Source organism: Acinetobacter sp. RG5, from assembly GCF_031844265.1.
Lineage (GTDB): Bacteria > Pseudomonadota > Gammaproteobacteria > Pseudomonadales > Moraxellaceae > Acinetobacter.
Genome location: NZ_JAUZUV010000013.1, coordinates 1 through 15,437 on the forward strand (window position 1 = coordinate 1; position 15,437 = coordinate 15,437).

The following is a 15,437-nucleotide window of genomic DNA, read 5'->3' on the forward strand; positions in this document are numbered from 1 at the left end:
GCTGATTGTGTAAGAAAAGCGCCTCTTTGAGGCGCTTTTTTTTGATTCAAACTTTTTATAAAACTAAAAATAGATTGTCGGACAATGATTTTAAAAGCTGTCCTTATCTGATATTGGCTTGACCTAAACTGCACTTATGTAAAAAAAATTACCACGTAATATACAGATAAGAATATGAATCTTACATTTTTGGGCCTGGATTGGCCTGATGGGAGTGGTCACATGAATGCGAAAGTAAATATTACCAATCGTGCGGGTGCTAGTTTTCCAGTTCGTCGCATGAACTTTGATTTTGATGCTGTACCGGAATATTGGATGAATGGTTCAGCAGGTCTCACTCATTTTATGACGGCATTATCTGCGCTATTTCCAGCGGGAGAAAAGTTTTTTATAGATTCAGTCCGTGCGGTGCGTAAACATCCTGCAATTGCCAATAATGAAGCATTACAAAAAGAAATTTCCGCTTTTATTGGTCAGGAAGCGATGCATACTCACGAGCATATCGGCTTTAATGCATCTGCGCAAAAACATGGGCATGATGTCGAGACGCTTGATCGTTATACCGATAAAGTCATTCAAACGACACGTAAAGTCATGGCTAAACTGGGTAAGCCTGTGGGAATTACCAAAGAAATGGTAGATTTGACTGCAACCACGGCACTTGAGCATTTCACTGCAACCATTGCCTCACAGCTTTTGACCAATAGTCACATTCAGGAATTGATGACAGATGAAACCATGAAAACCATGTGGTTATGGCATGCCATCGAGGAAAATGAACATAAGGCAGTGGCTTATGATGTCTTCGAAGGGGTTTTTGGCAAAGGCCTAAAAGCCTATGCACTGCGTACTTCATCCTTGGTCATCGCAATGGCAACCTTATTTGTGGTGCAAAGCTATTTCCTCGCCCGTTTGCTTAAACAGGATCAGCAGTTTAATCTTGAGTCCTTAAAAGCCATTTATACCTATGCCTATAGTCCTTCTAAAGGTGTCATTACGGGTATGGCGAAAGAAATGCTGATGTATTTTAAACCGGGATTCCATCCGAATGATCATTATACAGATCAACTGTTGGCGACCTGGAAAGCCAAATTGGGTTTGTGACAGAACTGAAGATTGGAGAGCGACTAAAATCGCTCTTTTTTTTGCTCGATTTTTTGGATGAAGTTTCTATAATGCGGAGGTTGATTCTATATAAGATGAACGAAGATGATTCGTTTAATGCAAGCAGCGGATGTAGAAGTCGTTGCAAAGATTGAAAAATCAGTTCAATCACATCCCTGGACTTTCAAACAGTTCGAAGATGCTGTAACGGCTTATCAAAGTACCGTGATTGAAGTGCAAGGGCAGGTGGCCGGATTTTGTATTTTACAACCAGTGCTGGATGAAGCCAATTTATTGCTCATGGCAATTGATCCGGCACAGCAAGGTCAGGGCTTGGGCTATCAGTTGCTGGAGGCTTCAGTGGCGATGCTAAAAAATAATCCGGTGCAGATTTTCCTGGAAGTGCGCGAGAGTAATCTGGCTGCGATCAAGCTGTATGAAAAATCAGGCTTTCATCAGATTGATCTGCGCAAGAATTATTATCCTAACAGTAACGGAAGCCGTGAACATGCCATCATTATGGTGAAAGCATGTACAGATGATTTTGCCAGTCTGTTTAAATCATAAAAGCTGACGACCTTATTTAATAATCTGGTGATTCCATCCGCTAGGTAAGGTCGTCATTAATGAGTTTCCCAAGTGCTGAATCTCCGTGGCACTTAGGGCATGATTTAAGCGTCGCCATTGTCCATCGATCAAGAGTTCCAGTGGCAGGTACTGAGATTTGTAATTCATCTTGTTGGAATGTGGTACCCAATATCCCAGATAGATAAATTGCAAGCCCAGCTTTTGTGCATGTTCAATCTGTTTCAAGATCGCAAATGCACCGAGTGAACGACGATTTTCATCAGGATCAAAGAAGGTATAGACGGCAGAGATGCCATCATCCAGCAGATCGCAGGTGGAAACGCTGATTAGACGCTCACCTTGCCATAATTCTAGAAAGAAGCTGTCGGTACAACTTTGTAATAAAAATTTTTCGAACTGATCCCGAGTCGGTGGAAACATGTCGCCATCTGCGTGGCGTTCATTGATATAGCGTTCATACAGCGCATAATGCAGGTCACCGGCGTGCTCTGGACTGGTAATTTTCATCACCAGATCCTGATTACGTTTCCAGGCTTTTTTTTGTGAACTGTTCATGCGGAATTCAACAACAGGCACACGCGAAGACAGACATTGACGACACAGATGACATTCGGGTCGATACACGAAATCACCACTGCGGCGGAAACCGGTACGTGAGAGTTCTGATAAAGTTACGACATCAATTCGATGTGCAGGATCCAGAAAAACCATGCGCGCCGACTTGTTGGGCAAATAGCTACAATCATGCGGCGGCGTAATATAATACTGTAAATCGTTCAGTAGGGCCTTTGGCTGATAAGAGTTCATAACAACTACCCTCTGTTATTTTCATTCACTTAAGTGCGCGTTTTGCGCTATTGTTTTACTTGAAAATACACCTTCCTGATACTTTTTCCAATCAATCGCAGGCTTTTTTACAATATCTTGTAAAGAATTAAGATAGGTCTGGCGAGAAAGTGTGCAGGCACCCAGGCTTAACAGATGATCGTTCACCAGTTGGCAGTCGATCCAGGGTAGTTTATTTTCCTGTCCAATCAGCATTAAGGTATAGAAAGCCATTTTAGAAACATCGGTTTGTGTACTAAACATGGATTCACCAAAACAGCCTTGACCGATGGTCACACCATAAAGTCCACCGACGACGCGATCTTCATCCCAGACCTCAATGCTATAGCCATATCCTGCGTCGAACATGTCGCAATAGCCTGCGATAATATCTTCACTGATCCAGGTGTCGTCTGCATAAGCACGAGGCAATGAACAGGAACGAATCACTCTTTCAAAAGCATGATTGACCGTAATTTTATAATCCTGCTTTTTCATATTACGTAGCAGGGATTTGCTCGGATGATAATCTTCGGGGCGAATAATGCAGCGTGGTTCCGGACTCCACCAGCAAATCGGATCACTTTCTGAAAACCAGGGAAATAATCCATGCGTATAGGCTTCATAAAGTGTGGAAGGGGAGAGGTCTGCACCAATACAAATCAGGCCTTCACCTTCAGGATCAACCTCGATCGGATTGGGAAAAATGAATTCTGAGGGAGGAAGTAAAGACATGGCAGACCCGATATAAATCTATAGATAAATCATCATCTCATTCTAGCAATAAAAAAGCCGCCCATAATGGACGGCGTTTTTATTCTTGCTGCTTAGTCTAGTTTACCCATCGCATCAAGATATTTTTCCGCATCCAGTGCAGCCATACAGCCTGAACCCGCAGAAGTAATGGCTTGACGATAAATGCTGTCCGCAATATCACCTGCTGCAAATACACCCGGTACGGAAGTTTGTGTTGCATTACCTGCAGTACCGCTTTGCACCTGGATATAGCCGTCACGAAGCTCTAACTGGCCTTCGAACATGGTGCTATTTGGCTTGTGACCAATCGCCACAAACATACCCGTCACATCAACATTTTGAGTAGAATCATCTTGAGTTGATTTAAGACGAACTGAAGTCACGCCAGATTGTGCATCACCTAAAACTTCATCGACCTGATGGTTCCAGATAATGCTGATCTTGCCTTCTTTTTCTTTAGCAAATAAGTGATCTTGCAGGATTTTTTCAGAGCGTAATGAATCACGACGGTGAACCAGAGTCACGTGAGAAGCAATATTGGATAAGTACAACGCTTCTTCAACAGCAGTATTACCTCCCCCTACAACCATTACTTTCTGGTTTTTATAGAAGAAACCATCACAGGTCGCGCAAGCGCTAACACCTTGACCCATATAGGCTGCTTCAGATTCCAGACCGAGGTATTGTGCAGTTGCACCGGTACAGATGATCAGAGCATCACAGGTGAATTCTTCCATATCGCCTTTTAACACGAAGGGGCGCTGGCTAAGATCCACTTCATTGATATGGTCATACACGATTTCAGTGCCAAAACGCTCTGCATGTGCCTGCATACGTTCCATCAATGCTGGACCAGTCAAACCTTCGGGATCACCCGGCCAGTTATCGACGTCAGTCGTCGTGGTCAGCTGACCGCCCAGTTGCAAGCCTGCAATCAGGGTAGGTTTCAAGTTTGCACGCGCTGCATACACTGCTGCGCTATAGCCTGCAGGGCCAGAACCTAAAATAATCAGTCGTGAGTGACGTGCGCTCATCAGCTGTATCCTTTTTTATTTAGAAATTTATTGAATTATACGTGAAACTGTATAACAGTGGTGTGAGATTAAAGTCGATATTATTGATCATTGAAATCGATTTGGGCTATATAGCATAAGTAACATTGTGCTTGCACAATAGTGCATCTTTTTTCACAGAACAGGTGCATAATATGTATTTTATTGCGTCGCTTTTTTCAAGCATTGAAGCAAAAGAATATTCATGAAGAATTGGTTACAGGACAGTATATGACAGCGGTGTCGAGTGCCTATGCACAGCGCTTAGTAATGACATTATTTTTAGTCTCATTTGGGATTTATCTGTTTCTTGCAACAGTGACCTATACGCCATTTGATCCGGGGTGGATGCATATCTCGAGTGATACGCAGACCGTTTCGAATGCCAGTGGGGTAGCGGGTGCCTGGATTGCAGACCTTTTGTTTGGCTTTCTCGGTTGGGCAAGTCTGCTGATCCCTGTCTATCTGTTTATGGAGGCGATTCAGGTCTGGTGGCCGCGTAGCTTCCTGAACCGGCCATTTCGCTATGCTGCGCAATTCTTCCTGTTGCTGAGCACCTCAGCGCTTTTGTTTTTATTCTGGCAAGTCCCTGCTGATACGCTGGATAATTCTTCCGGCGGTATTATTGGCTATGAATTAGGTCAGAGTCTTGAACAATTGCTGACAGTATACGGTGCAGCATTCTTCTTGTTTGTGCTTTGGGTGGTGTTATTTACCTTGGCTTTTGGGGTGAAGTGGAACAAGACCTGGAGCAGCCTCAAAGCAACGCCTGCTTATCTGCAAGATCTGTTCTACCGCAATGTGCCTGAAGGCATGTCTGATTTTGACCGTACTGCACCTGTTGCTAAAAAAGAGCCAGTCATTAGTGCAAAAAAAGTAGCGGTTGCAGTAACACCTGCGCCTGAACATCAACTGGTAGAAATAGATCCGGTGGTGCGTGATCAGGTGGCTGAACGTTTATTTGATGATTTTGCCGATAAAGAATCACAACAACCGCAGTTTTATGATGATCTTCCCGAAGCTGAGCAGCAGACTGCTGAACCAGTCGAGACATTTAAACAAGTACAGCAAGTGCCTCAACAGCCGGATCGTGTGGTAGCGACAGGCGAGGTGTGGCGTGCCTTGCATTCGAATGAAGATCAGCGCCATAAACAGGATATTGACGCCTTACTCAAAGCAGCCGAAGAAGAACAGCTTAATTCTTCAGTCTCACATATAGTTGCCCCACAATCTGTTGCAGCACAGACTCATGCTCATACCAGAACAGCACCTACTCCACATACAGGTCTGGACTGGGATGATGATGAAATCTTTGATGAACTTCTGGCTGCAGTTCCGCAAGGCAAAACTGCGACCGATGTGCATAGTCCATTCAATACAGCGCCAGCCGAAAAGACCTCAAGAATTGTAGAAGACATGACCAATGTTGCACCGGCCATGGCATCCATGGCGACTGCACATGTCGTGAAAAACAGCGCATTACAGACCGATCTGGATGACCTGGGTGATTTGTTAGTTGAAGAGGAAGAGCCAAGCCAACCGGTACGTAGTTCTAGCTATGCTCAATCTTCTGCTTTTGTTCAGGCACCAATTCAGCATCAGGGTATAGAGCAACCAGTATCTCCTCCTTCTGCAACTCATGCAGCAGTACGCGAGGCTTTATCTAAAGAAGAATTTGTAGAAGCCTGGCAAGAAACGGCTGGTAAACCACAAGATGAAGACGAGTTTGATTTTGATGCTCCTTTAACTGATGCTTCAGGCCGTCCGATGTCACGTGCCATGCAGGTGGTGGAGCGCCGTAAAGATTTATCACCACTTCCAGGGCTAGATTTACTGGATGAAGTCGATCCGAATAAAAAAGTGAATTTTACTGAAGAGCAGCTGGCACGTTTATCTGAATTGCTTGAAATCAAGTTGCAAGAATTCAACGTCAAAGCCAAAGTGGTAGAAGCACAGCCAGGCCCAGTCGTGACACGTTTTGAACTGGATCTGGCGCCAGGGGTAAAAGCTTCTAAAGTGACGAATATTTCGCGTGATTTGGCACGTTCGATGTCGATGGCATCGGTGCGTGTGGTTGAAGTCATTCCGGGCAAACCGTATATCGGAATTGAAGTACCAAACAGTACCCGTGAAATGGTCCGTTTGATCGAACTTTTGACCATTCCAGCCTTCACTGATCCGAATAGCATCCTCTCCATGGCAATGGGTAAGGATATTTCCGGTAATCCGGTGATTGCTGATCTGGGTAAAGCGCCGCATATGCTGGTGGCAGGAACCACAGGTTCCGGTAAATCGGTGGCGGTCAACTCGATGATTTTATCGATGTTGCTGAAATATACCCCAGATGAATTGCGTTTAATTCTGATCGATCCGAAGCAGCTGGAACTGGCGAACTATAATGATATTCCGCATTTGTTGACGCCTGTAGTCACCGATATGAAAGATGCGGTCAGCGCATTGAACTGGTGTGTCAATGAGATGGAACGTCGTTATAAGCTGATGTCTTTCTTGAAAATCCGTAAACTAAGCGACTATAACCGCAAGGTGGAAGAGGCGATTGCCAATGGTGAAGACCTGATCGATCCAACCTGGAAAGCCAGCGATTCTGTTGTGGGTGAACGTGCGCCGCGTTTGACGCCATTGCCTTCCATTGTGATTGTCGCGGATGAGTTCGCGGATATGATCATGCAGGTCGGTAAGAAAGCTGAAGAGATGATTACCCGTCTGGCACAAAAATCACGTGCTGCCGGTATTCACCTGTTGCTTGCGACCCAACGTCCATCGGTGGACGTGATCACCGGTTTGATCAAAGCCAATATTCCAACACGTGTCGCGCTACGGGTTAACTCCAAGATCGACTCGCGTACTATTCTGGATGCGGGTGGTGCAGAGGACTTGCTCGGTCACGGTGACATGCTATTCCTCGGCCCGGGTAAAATCGAACCTGAGCGTGTACATGGTGCCTTTATTGCCGATGACGAAGTCAACCGGATCTGCGATGCATGGCGTGAACGTGGTTCACCAAATTATGTCGACGAGATCCTGACACCATTTGATGAAGAACCATCCAGCCGTGGTTTTGAAGATGGTGGTGAGGGCAGTTCAGACCGTGATGCACTGTATGACCAGTGTGTAGCTTTTGTTTTGGAAACCCGTAAGGCTTCTACTTCATCCTTGCAACGTAAATTCAGTCTGGGCTATAACCGTGCTGCACGGATCATTGACCAGATGGAAGAAAACGGCATTGTCAGCGGTATGGGTGCCAATGGTAAACGCGAGATTCTGGTTTAATTTCAGTCTACCTTCAATAAAAAAGCCTGCTTTCAAAGCAGGCTTTTTTATGTATTTTGACTCAGGCAAATTTTGCCAATACATCCAGAAACTCGGCACTTTGACGCGGGAAAGTGGCAATCACGTCATGAATCCGTTGTCCTTCCGGATTGGTTGCATTGACATCACGGCCATCAGCGACAAATTTCGTCAACAGGCGTTCATAATCAAATGGACGCATATGCTTGAAAGCATGATAGAGCACGTGAAAATCAGCATTAACACCTGCAGGAGGAAGCTGATTCAAGTAGGCAAATACACGCTCATCTGACCATTCTTCGTTAAAGGTCGCTGGTTGAGATAATGCCATCGCAATTTCCTTGATCTAATGTAGTTTTTTCGGCATGAAAAAAGGCAAAATATGAGTACGCAAGTGACAAAGTATTTTAATTCTCTCTGTCTACTTAGAAGCTAAACTTCTGATCTAGTGGTTGAGTAAAGTAAAATTTGTACACCCATTCCACTCGAAGCAAAACTTCTCGTCTTGCGCTTGAACAAAGCAGTGCTTTGCTACCAGCCTATTCGAAGCATAGCTTCTCATCTTGCGGCCGGGTAAAGCAATGCTTTACTAATCCGGCCTCATATTTTGCCTTGAATCAATTTACTTGACCAATCAAAAATCAGATTATCGTTCTTCAGGTAAATTGATATTCATTTCAAGCATTTCAATATTGGCTTCAGAACGAACCTGCATTTGAATATGCTGTTCATCGACACCGCGAACATAACGATTGACCACCTGCATGATTTCAGTTTTCATCTGGTCAATTTTGTCCTGGCTCAAGCGACGACCCAAGCCTTGTTCGGATGCAACGATCACCTTCAAACGGTCTTTAGCAGTCCGTGCGCTTGATGGTTTATCCTCGCCACTAAAAAGTTTACTCCAGAATCCTGCCATGTCTACGCTCCAAATAGTCGTGCTAACCAGCCCTTAGGTTTTACCTCGATATGACGATAAGGTCGTTCTTCGCCAAGGAAACGTGCAACCAGATCATCATAGGCCTGACCTGCTGCAGCTTCAGTGAAATTGATCACTGGCTTACCTTCATTCGATGCCTGTAGAACGCTTGGACACTCAGGAATAACGCCTAAGGTCGGTACACGTAAAATATCTTTAGAAATATCGTCAATCGTCAGCATTTCCTGTTTATCGGCACGTTCCGGATTGAAACGGGTAATACACAGATGCTTACGAATGCGACCTTCGTTTTGTTCTACTTTTTTTGTTTTGCTATCGAGCATGCCAATGATACGGTCAGAGTCACGTACTGAAGAAATCTCAGGGTTAGTCACAATGATGGCTTCATCCGCATGATACATGGCCAAAATAGCACCACGCTCAATACCGGCAGGTGAATCACAGATAATATAATCAAATTCCTGCGAAAGCTCATCCATTACACGTGCCACACCTTCATCGGTTAAGGCATCTTTATCACGTGTTTGTGATGCAGGTAAAATATATAAATTTTCAATATCTTTATCGCGAATCAGTGCTTGTTGTAATCGTGCTTCGTTATTTAAAACATTCACAAAATCATAAACTACACGGCGTTCACAGCCCATAATCAAATCAAGGTTACGTAAACCTACATCAAAATCAATAACAACAGTTTTGTGACCGCGTAGGGCTAAACCTGTTGCAAAAGATGCACTCGTTGTAGTTTTACCTACACCACCTTTGCCTGACGTTACGACAACAATTTTCGCCACCGAATCCACTCCTGTTATGGTTCAAATCCCCTGTTTAAAATGGGGTTTTTGGTGTTTATTTATACATTAAAATTGTAGAGCTTCAAATACAAGCTCTAGTTGATCATTCAAGTAAATATGCACGGATTTTTTAACTACGTGTGGTGGAATATCATCCGCCACACAATAGGTTCCTGCAATCGAAATCAGTTCTGCTTCGAGGCTATGACAGAAAATACGTGCTGCAGTATTGCCACCCGCACCTGCAATGACCCGGCCACGCGCACTGCCATAGACATGAATATTGCCCGAAGCAATCACTTCTGAACCACTATTGATGCCGGCATTAATAATAATGTCGCCATTATGCTGCACGATACATTGGCCGGTACGCAGGATTTCATCATGATATGAGGTGATATGCGCAACGATCGGGGCAGCAGGGGCTTGATCATCATTCACCGCTGTAGGTTCTGGCTTGACTTCCACCACTTGCTCTTTTGTGGCTTTAATTTCTTCTAGCTGGCGATCGGGCGGCAGAACCGGGAACTGAATGGCACGCGCCTGCTCGCCGAGTAAGCCTTCCGTGACAGCCATCGGCTGTATATCCAAGTCGATTAATAACTGAATCAGGGCAATCAATTCCTGTTCAACTGAACTTTCGATGACGGCCAAAGTGCCCGGTGGAAATGCAGCTTGTAATTTTGGGCTAAGTTGCTGGCGGATGGCATCATGATCATTGGTATCTAGACTAATGCGTATCGCATTGACCATTCTGCCTTTTATCCGTATATCAGCCATAATTCTTCCTTAAATACTTCTGACGTGCTGGTTTTGTGTCGAAGCAATGTTGTAAATAGTGCAAATCCTAGAACAAATTGCAGTAATTCTCTAGCGATCTCAGTTATTTTTTTATGCGAACAGAACCGGACGGATTGATCTGATTCTGTACTTTAAACTTTACTTATCTATTGAGCTCTGATTTTGCTCATGTTCTTCTAAAATCTGTTGCCAATGTTTGACTTTTACCTGTTTTCGGATTGCTTCAAGTGTTTCAAAAACAGCCGATTCGACCAATTTATCAATATGTGGATTATGTTCAATCTGAATCTGGCTGATTTTATCTGAAATTAGGGTAAAAGTCGGATTTTCTTTTTGACCTGTGTGGGTAAATGGTTCAATCAGTCCTTGCGTGATATTTTCTCCGAGGCGTTGACCAATACTTTGAATTTGCTGTTCAATCCGGCTACCTACGATTGGAATCAAACGTAATAATTGGGTCAGTTCTGGAGTATCTTCAATCGCCTGATTCACTACTTGCCCTACATTTTTAGCGATCATGGAACGTTGTGACTGTAATTCCTTCCCCAAAGATTCCTGCAAGATATCTGCCAAAGCAATGGCCAGTAATTTACGATGATGTTCCACTAAATCATCAATTAACTGTTTATGTGATGTGCTTGTGGTCAGTTCACGCTTGATACCGTCCAGTACGGTCAGTACCACCCGGCTGGAAAGCTCTTCCATCAGCATGTTGTAATAAAAGTTGCCTTGGCGATACCAGCGATTGGGAATTACTTTATAACCATGGCTATGCAGGTTGTAGCCAATCGCGACCGCACGCAGCAGGCGCAGGAAACGTAGCTGAGGGATAATGGATAAAATTTCATACCAGTGTACAAAAGGGAAAAACCACCAGCGCCGATGATGACGTAGAACAATTGCGATAACCCAGCGTGCCAGTAATTCACAGACCAAGAAAGTGGTAAACCAGCCCTCGGTAATGATGACCCAAGGGCGTAAATCACTTTTATAAAACTGCAAAATTTCCGGTAAGCGAATGAAGTCAAACAACCACTGACCAAAATCGCTCATTAAAATGGCGTTGGCACTCAGACAGAACAGATTGATGATGATTAAAACCATCATGAAAATGTCGTAAATCAGTGCAATTTTCCAGCCACAGGTTCCTTTACGAACAAATTTAAAGGAGCTGGACGTTATGTCCGGGTTGTCGTTCTTCATAATTACTCGGTTACAGATCCGACTGGGGCTTGGGTAAAGTTCTGCTGCATGTGTGCGATGAGCTGATCTTTTTCAGTCCAGATCTGATCAATCCATTTTTGAAAACGTGCACGATATTCAGCATCATCTTCATAATTGCCGCCCAGTACCCAATCAGGAATATCAATTTTTCTTAAATTTACCGCAATACGTGGTACTTCACCTAACCAAAATTCACCATAGCCCGGAATACCGTCAGGATAAACAATGGTCATGTCGACCAGCGCATCAATTTTATCGCCGAGAATACTGATCGCCAATGCCAGACCACCGGCTTTAGGTTTCAGTAAATGTGTATAGGGCGACTGCTGCTGATCATGCTTTTCCTGGGTAAAGCGGGTGCCTTCCAGATAATTTAACAGGGTAAAAGGCTGACTGATCAGCTGTTCACAAGATTTGCGTGCTTCTTCCATATCCCGGTATTTCAGTGCAGGATTTTTGGCAATCTGTTCCTTGCTATGCCGCTTCATCATCGGGAAGCCCAAAATTTTAAAGGCCTGTCCAACAAAAGGAATAAAAATAAGTTCCCATTTGGTAAAGAAACGCGTCAGGGGCATACGGGTCAGACCGAAGTACTGGTTGACGGTGGTATCGACCCAGCTTTGATGATTACAGGTCATCAAATAACGTCCCTGCATATTCAAATCCAGTGATTCATCTACACTGATTTGCCATTGCGTGTTTTTCAGCACATGCTCAATCAGCCAATTATTGACCCCTAACCAGCTGTTGGTAATCTTGATATTGGTTTCATCCACTTTTGCGGATTTTTTAAAAAGTTTGGTTAAACCCAAGGCCAGCACCGGGGGACCATGAAAAAAAGTACTGCCCGTCATGACGGATGTGACCGTCAGGCCACGCGCCAGTTTTTTTAAAGTCGGTTGCTTGTTGCTATTCGATGACATATCCAAACAGTCCCCAGAGATTAATCACTTAAATTTTTTCATATTTTGAGTAATATAGAGACAGTTAGGCAAATAAAAAAGCCTGAACAGGAAACTATGAAGATATTGTGACGAACTACTTGGTTTTAGTTACATATAAACATTACAAAATATTACTAAACAATTTATTATTAACAAAAATTCAATGGTTACACCATTCAATTTAAATCATCATCTCGCTTATACAACAAAGCATACAACAAGGAGTCATGCGATGCGTGCACTAGTAATTTCAGCAGCTGTAGCAGGGGCCGTAGCACTTACAGGTTGTCAATCAACTGGCAGTAACATCGGTGGTGTGGAATATGATAAAGCGGCTCTAGGTACTTTAATTGGTACTGCAGCTGGCTACGGCGTTTCTAAAAGTAATGCAAATACTAGCCGTCAAAATAACCGTGCAGCAGCAATTGGTGCTGTGGTAGGTGGTGCAGCGGGTGTCTATCTGGATAACAAAGAGAAAAAATTACGTCAAGCAACAGCGGGTACTGGCGTAGACGTTAACCGTAATGCAGATGGTTCGATTAACCTTGTAATGCCAGGCAGCATTACATTTGATACGAACAAGTCAAATATCAAACCAAACTTCTATGGCACTTTGAACAAAGTGGCGCAAGTATTAACTGAAGATAACAAGAGCGGTATTCTTGTAACTGGTTATACAGACAGCACGGGTAATGACTCAATTAACTTGCCATTGTCTCAAGCACGCGCAAACTCTGTAGCGACTTACTTGGCAGGCCAAGGTGTTTCACGTACACGTATTAATGCTCAAGGTTTAGGTTCAGCGAACCCAATTGCAGACAATACAACTGCTGCAGGTAAAGAGCAAAACCGTCGTGTAGAAATCGCGGTATATGCAGTTCAATAATTCTTGAACGCTTAAGAAAAAACCACCTTCGGGTGGTTTTTTTATATCTGAATATTGACCTGATTAATCGTATTTTAAATTAGGCAACTGACGCAGAGATGACTATAATCGGAGCCGAATCTAGAAGAGGAAGCCATATGTCACTCGCCAGTCAGTTAAATGACAAGCAACTTGAAGCCATGAAATACACTCAAGGACCCTTGTTAGTACTTGCAGGAGCGGGTTCAGGCAAGACTTCAGTGATCACGCGAAAAATCGCGTATTTAGTCAAGCATTGCGGGATTCCCGCACATCGTATTACTGCGATGACTTTTACCAACAAGGCAGCACGTGAGATGAAAGAGCGTGTCAGCAAATTGTTGACGCGTGAAGAAAGTAAAGGCGTTTCAGTTTCGACCTTCCATACTTTTGGCCTGAATATGCTGCGCCTGGAGTTGAAACATACCCCACTGAAAAATAATTTCTCGATTCTGGATGCTGACGACTGTAAACGCATTCTGATGGATCTGATGCAGCGTGACAATTTATCCGGTGCAGAAAGCAAAGAACTGATTGCCAAAGCCATGAAAATGATCTCGGACTGGAAAAATGATCTGATTCCACCCGAGCAGGCACATACTACCTGTGAAACTGCCGAAGATGTGCAGTTTGCGCATTTATATCAATTATATGAACGTAATTTGCGTGCCTATAACGCCGTGGATTTTGATGACCTGATTGTGATGCCAACGCGCTTGCTGCAGGAAAATGCCGAAGTCCGTGACAAATGGCAAAACCGCGTGCGTTATCTGCTGGTGGATGAATATCAGGATACCAATACAGCACAGTATATTCTGGTGAAATTACTGGTCGGTGTGATGGGGCAGTTTACCGCTGTAGGCGATGATGATCAGTCAATCTATGCCTGGCGTGGTGCCAAACCGGAAAATATGGCTTTACTACAACAAGATTTTCCAAATTTAAAAGTGATCAAGCTGGAACAGAACTATCGCTCGACCAGTCGTATTCTGAAAGCTGCCAACACTGTCATTGGCAATAATCCGCATATTTTTGATAAAAAGCTTTGGTCGGACAAAGGCCATGGTGAAGTGATCCGTGTGATTACCTGCCGCAATGATGATGATGAAGCAGAACGCGTGGTTAAAGACCTGATCACGCATAAATTGATGAACGGTAAAAGCTGGAAAGATTATGCGGTGTTGTACCGCGGCAATTTCCAAGCGCGTATTTTAGAAACCCATCTGCGCCAGATGCAGATTCCGTATAAATTATCTGGCGGACAGTCCTTCTTCGCACGTGCCGAAATCAAGGACATGATGAGCTATTTACGCTTGATCATTAACCCTGAAGATGACAGTGCATTTTTACGAATTATCAATACGCCAAAACGGGCAATTGGTCCGGTAACGCTGGAAAAGCTCGGTCTATTTGCTCAGGAAAATAATCTGTCGCTTCTGGCTGCGGCTGCGGATCAGCGTCTGACCATGGCGATTCCGAAAAAGGCCACGACTCAATTGGCTGAGTTTGCCGATTTTATTGAGGGTTTTACCCGCAATTTACTGGATGATGATGAACCAGTGCCAATTATCCGCCAGATGATGATTGAAGCCGGTTATATCGATTACATCAAGGAAACTGCAGCCACACCAGCGCAGGAAAAGACCAAGCTCGACAATATCGAAGTGCTCTATAGCAGCATTCAAAGCCTGATTAACCGCACTGAAGATGTTGATGAAAAAAATATTGAAAGTGTGATTCGTAAAATGGTGCTGCTGGACATGCTCGAGCAGCAGCAGGAAGAAGAGGACACCGATAAAGTCAATTTATTGACTTTGCATGCGTCTAAAGGTCTGGAATTTCCTTATGTCTATCTGATCGGGCTGGAAGAAGAAATTCTGCCACATAAAAACTCGATCGCTGCAGAAACGGTCGAAGAGGAACGCCGTCTGATGTATGTGGGGATTACCCGTGCACGTCAGGGACTGACCATTACTCTGGCAGAACAGCGCAAGGCCGGTGGGCAGATGAAGCAGATGACCCCAAGCCGTTTTCTGGATGAATTACCAGAAGATGAGCTGGAATGGTTAGGTCGTAAGAAAAAGCTGGCAGGCAACATCGATCCGAAATTACAAGCCCAACATTATCTGGATAATTTGCGTAATCTTATCAAACGATAAGGCGCAAGGCTTGCTCTTATTTTAAATGAAACAACAG

14 protein-coding genes are annotated in these 15,437 nt (G+C 44.0%); 5 read left to right on the plus strand and 9 right to left on the minus strand.

The window, feature by feature from the left end:
* Nucleotides 1–222 precede the first annotated feature (222 nt).
* Both Q9R21_RS11050 and rimI read left to right on the plus strand, forming a co-directional pair.
* Nucleotides 223–1,104, plus strand: a complete 882-nt coding sequence (locus Q9R21_RS11050) for a metal-dependent hydrolase (RefSeq protein WP_311204477.1) — start codon at nt 223–225, stop codon at nt 1,102–1,104.
* Between the two features lie 105 nt (nt 1,105–1,209).
* Nucleotides 1,210–1,671, plus strand: coding sequence for a ribosomal protein S18-alanine N-acetyltransferase (gene rimI, locus Q9R21_RS11055; RefSeq protein ID WP_311204478.1), 462 nt, complete (start codon nt 1,210–1,212; stop codon nt 1,669–1,671).
* Between the two features lie 12 nt (nt 1,672–1,683).
* On the opposite strand, the gene Q9R21_RS11060 is transcribed toward rimI, so the two are convergent.
* The 3 genes from Q9R21_RS11060 to trxB all read right to left on the minus strand — a co-directional run bounded on the left by Q9R21_RS11060 (nt 1,684) and on the right by trxB (nt 4,307).
* The gene (locus tag Q9R21_RS11060; protein ID WP_253102080.1) at nt 1,684–2,499 is read right to left on the minus strand and encodes an arginyltransferase; all 816 of its coding nucleotides are present in this window, start codon (nt 2,497–2,499) and stop codon (nt 1,684–1,686) included.
* Nucleotides 2,500–2,520: 21 nt separating this feature from the next.
* A complete protein-coding gene (gene aat, locus Q9R21_RS11065; RefSeq protein ID WP_311204479.1) occupies nt 2,521–3,252 on the minus strand; it encodes a leucyl/phenylalanyl-tRNA--protein transferase in 732 nt (243 codons plus the stop codon).
* Nucleotides 3,253–3,344: 92 nt separating this feature from the next.
* A complete protein-coding gene (gene trxB, locus Q9R21_RS11070; protein WP_004646117.1) occupies nt 3,345–4,307 on the minus strand; it encodes a thioredoxin-disulfide reductase in 963 nt (320 codons plus the stop codon).
* Nucleotides 4,308–4,556: 249 nt separating this feature from the next.
* On the opposite strand from trxB, the gene Q9R21_RS11075 reads away from it, so the two are divergent.
* Nucleotides 4,557–7,616: a DNA translocase FtsK 4TM domain-containing protein gene (locus tag Q9R21_RS11075; protein ID WP_311204480.1), complete on the plus strand. Its 3,060-nt coding sequence runs from the start codon at nt 4,557–4,559 to the stop codon at nt 7,614–7,616.
* Nucleotides 7,617–7,677: 61 nt separating this feature from the next.
* Here the strand turns inward: Q9R21_RS11075 and Q9R21_RS11080 are convergent, their stop codons facing one another.
* From Q9R21_RS11080 to Q9R21_RS11105, 6 genes are all read right to left on the minus strand, one after another.
* Nucleotides 7,678–7,965 (minus strand): PA4642 family protein, encoded by a 288-nt coding sequence (locus Q9R21_RS11080; RefSeq protein WP_004279254.1) that lies wholly within the window; start codon nt 7,963–7,965, stop codon nt 7,678–7,680.
* A gap of 315 nt (nt 7,966–8,280) precedes the next feature.
* A complete protein-coding gene (minE, locus tag Q9R21_RS11085) occupies nt 8,281–8,553 on the minus strand; it encodes a cell division topological specificity factor MinE (RefSeq protein WP_004279256.1) in 273 nt (90 codons plus the stop codon).
* Nucleotides 8,554–8,555: 2 nt separating this feature from the next.
* Entirely contained in the window at nt 8,556–9,368 is an 813-nt protein-coding gene (minD, locus tag Q9R21_RS11090; protein WP_064095797.1) for a septum site-determining protein MinD, read from the minus strand.
* Between the two features lie 66 nt (nt 9,369–9,434).
* On the minus strand, nt 9,435–10,148 hold the full coding sequence (gene minC / locus Q9R21_RS11095; protein WP_311204481.1) for a septum site-determining protein MinC: 714 nt from the start codon (nt 10,146–10,148) through the stop codon (nt 9,435–9,437).
* A 159-nt stretch (nt 10,149–10,307) separates the two neighbouring features.
* On the minus strand, nt 10,308–11,372 hold the full coding sequence (locus Q9R21_RS11100) for a preprotein translocase subunit SecA (protein WP_311204482.1): 1,065 nt from the start codon (nt 11,370–11,372) through the stop codon (nt 10,308–10,310).
* A 2-nt stretch (nt 11,373–11,374) separates the two neighbouring features.
* Entirely contained in the window at nt 11,375–12,316 is a 942-nt protein-coding gene (locus tag Q9R21_RS11105; RefSeq protein ID WP_004279263.1) for an acyltransferase, read from the minus strand.
* Between the two features lie 253 nt (nt 12,317–12,569).
* Between Q9R21_RS11105 and Q9R21_RS11110 the strand changes: the two genes are divergently transcribed.
* Together Q9R21_RS11110 and Q9R21_RS11115 are read left to right on the plus strand one after the other, a co-directional pair.
* Nucleotides 12,570–13,223 carry an OmpA family protein gene (locus Q9R21_RS11110; protein ID WP_311204483.1) on the plus strand — a complete coding sequence of 218 codons (654 nt, stop codon included), beginning with the start codon at nt 12,570–12,572 and terminating at the stop codon, nt 13,221–13,223.
* 137 nt (nt 13,224–13,360) lie between these two features.
* Nucleotides 13,361–15,400: a UvrD-helicase domain-containing protein gene (locus tag Q9R21_RS11115; protein ID WP_005107705.1), complete on the plus strand. Its 2,040-nt coding sequence runs from the start codon at nt 13,361–13,363 to the stop codon at nt 15,398–15,400.
* Nucleotides 15,401–15,437: the final 37 nt, after the last annotated feature.

What these genes read in the sequence shown, in the direction of transcription:
- Q9R21_RS11060 (WP_253102080.1), bottom strand. Translation starts at nt 2,499, where the DNA reads ATGAACTCTTATCAGCCAAAGGCCCTACTGAACGATTTACAGTATTAT.
- Q9R21_RS11115 (WP_005107705.1), top strand. Translation starts at nt 13,361, where the DNA reads ATGTCACTCGCCAGTCAGTTAAATGACAAGCAACTTGAAGCCATGAAA.
- trxB (WP_004646117.1), bottom strand. Translation starts at nt 4,307, where the DNA reads ATGAGCGCACGTCACTCACGACTGATTATTTTAGGTTCTGGCCCTGCA.
- Q9R21_RS11110 (WP_311204483.1), top strand. Translation starts at nt 12,570, where the DNA reads ATGCGTGCACTAGTAATTTCAGCAGCTGTAGCAGGGGCCGTAGCACTT.
- Q9R21_RS11050 (WP_311204477.1), top strand. Translation starts at nt 223, where the DNA reads ATGAATGCGAAAGTAAATATTACCAATCGTGCGGGTGCTAGTTTTCCA.
- rimI (WP_311204478.1), top strand. Translation starts at nt 1,210, where the DNA reads ATGATTCGTTTAATGCAAGCAGCGGATGTAGAAGTCGTTGCAAAGATT.
- Q9R21_RS11080 (WP_004279254.1), bottom strand. Translation starts at nt 7,965, where the DNA reads ATGGCATTATCTCAACCAGCGACCTTTAACGAAGAATGGTCAGATGAG.
- Q9R21_RS11105 (WP_004279263.1), bottom strand. Translation starts at nt 12,316, where the DNA reads ATGTCATCGAATAGCAACAAGCAACCGACTTTAAAAAAACTGGCGCGT.
- Q9R21_RS11100 (WP_311204482.1), bottom strand. Translation starts at nt 11,372, where the DNA reads ATGAAGAACGACAACCCGGACATAACGTCCAGCTCCTTTAAATTTGTT.
- Q9R21_RS11075 (WP_311204480.1), top strand. Translation starts at nt 4,557, where the DNA reads ATGACAGCGGTGTCGAGTGCCTATGCACAGCGCTTAGTAATGACATTA.
- minC (WP_311204481.1), bottom strand. Translation starts at nt 10,148, where the DNA reads ATGGCTGATATACGGATAAAAGGCAGAATGGTCAATGCGATACGCATT.
- aat (WP_311204479.1), bottom strand. Translation starts at nt 3,252, where the DNA reads ATGTCTTTACTTCCTCCCTCAGAATTCATTTTTCCCAATCCGATCGAG.
- minE (WP_004279256.1), bottom strand. Translation starts at nt 8,553, where the DNA reads ATGGCAGGATTCTGGAGTAAACTTTTTAGTGGCGAGGATAAACCATCA.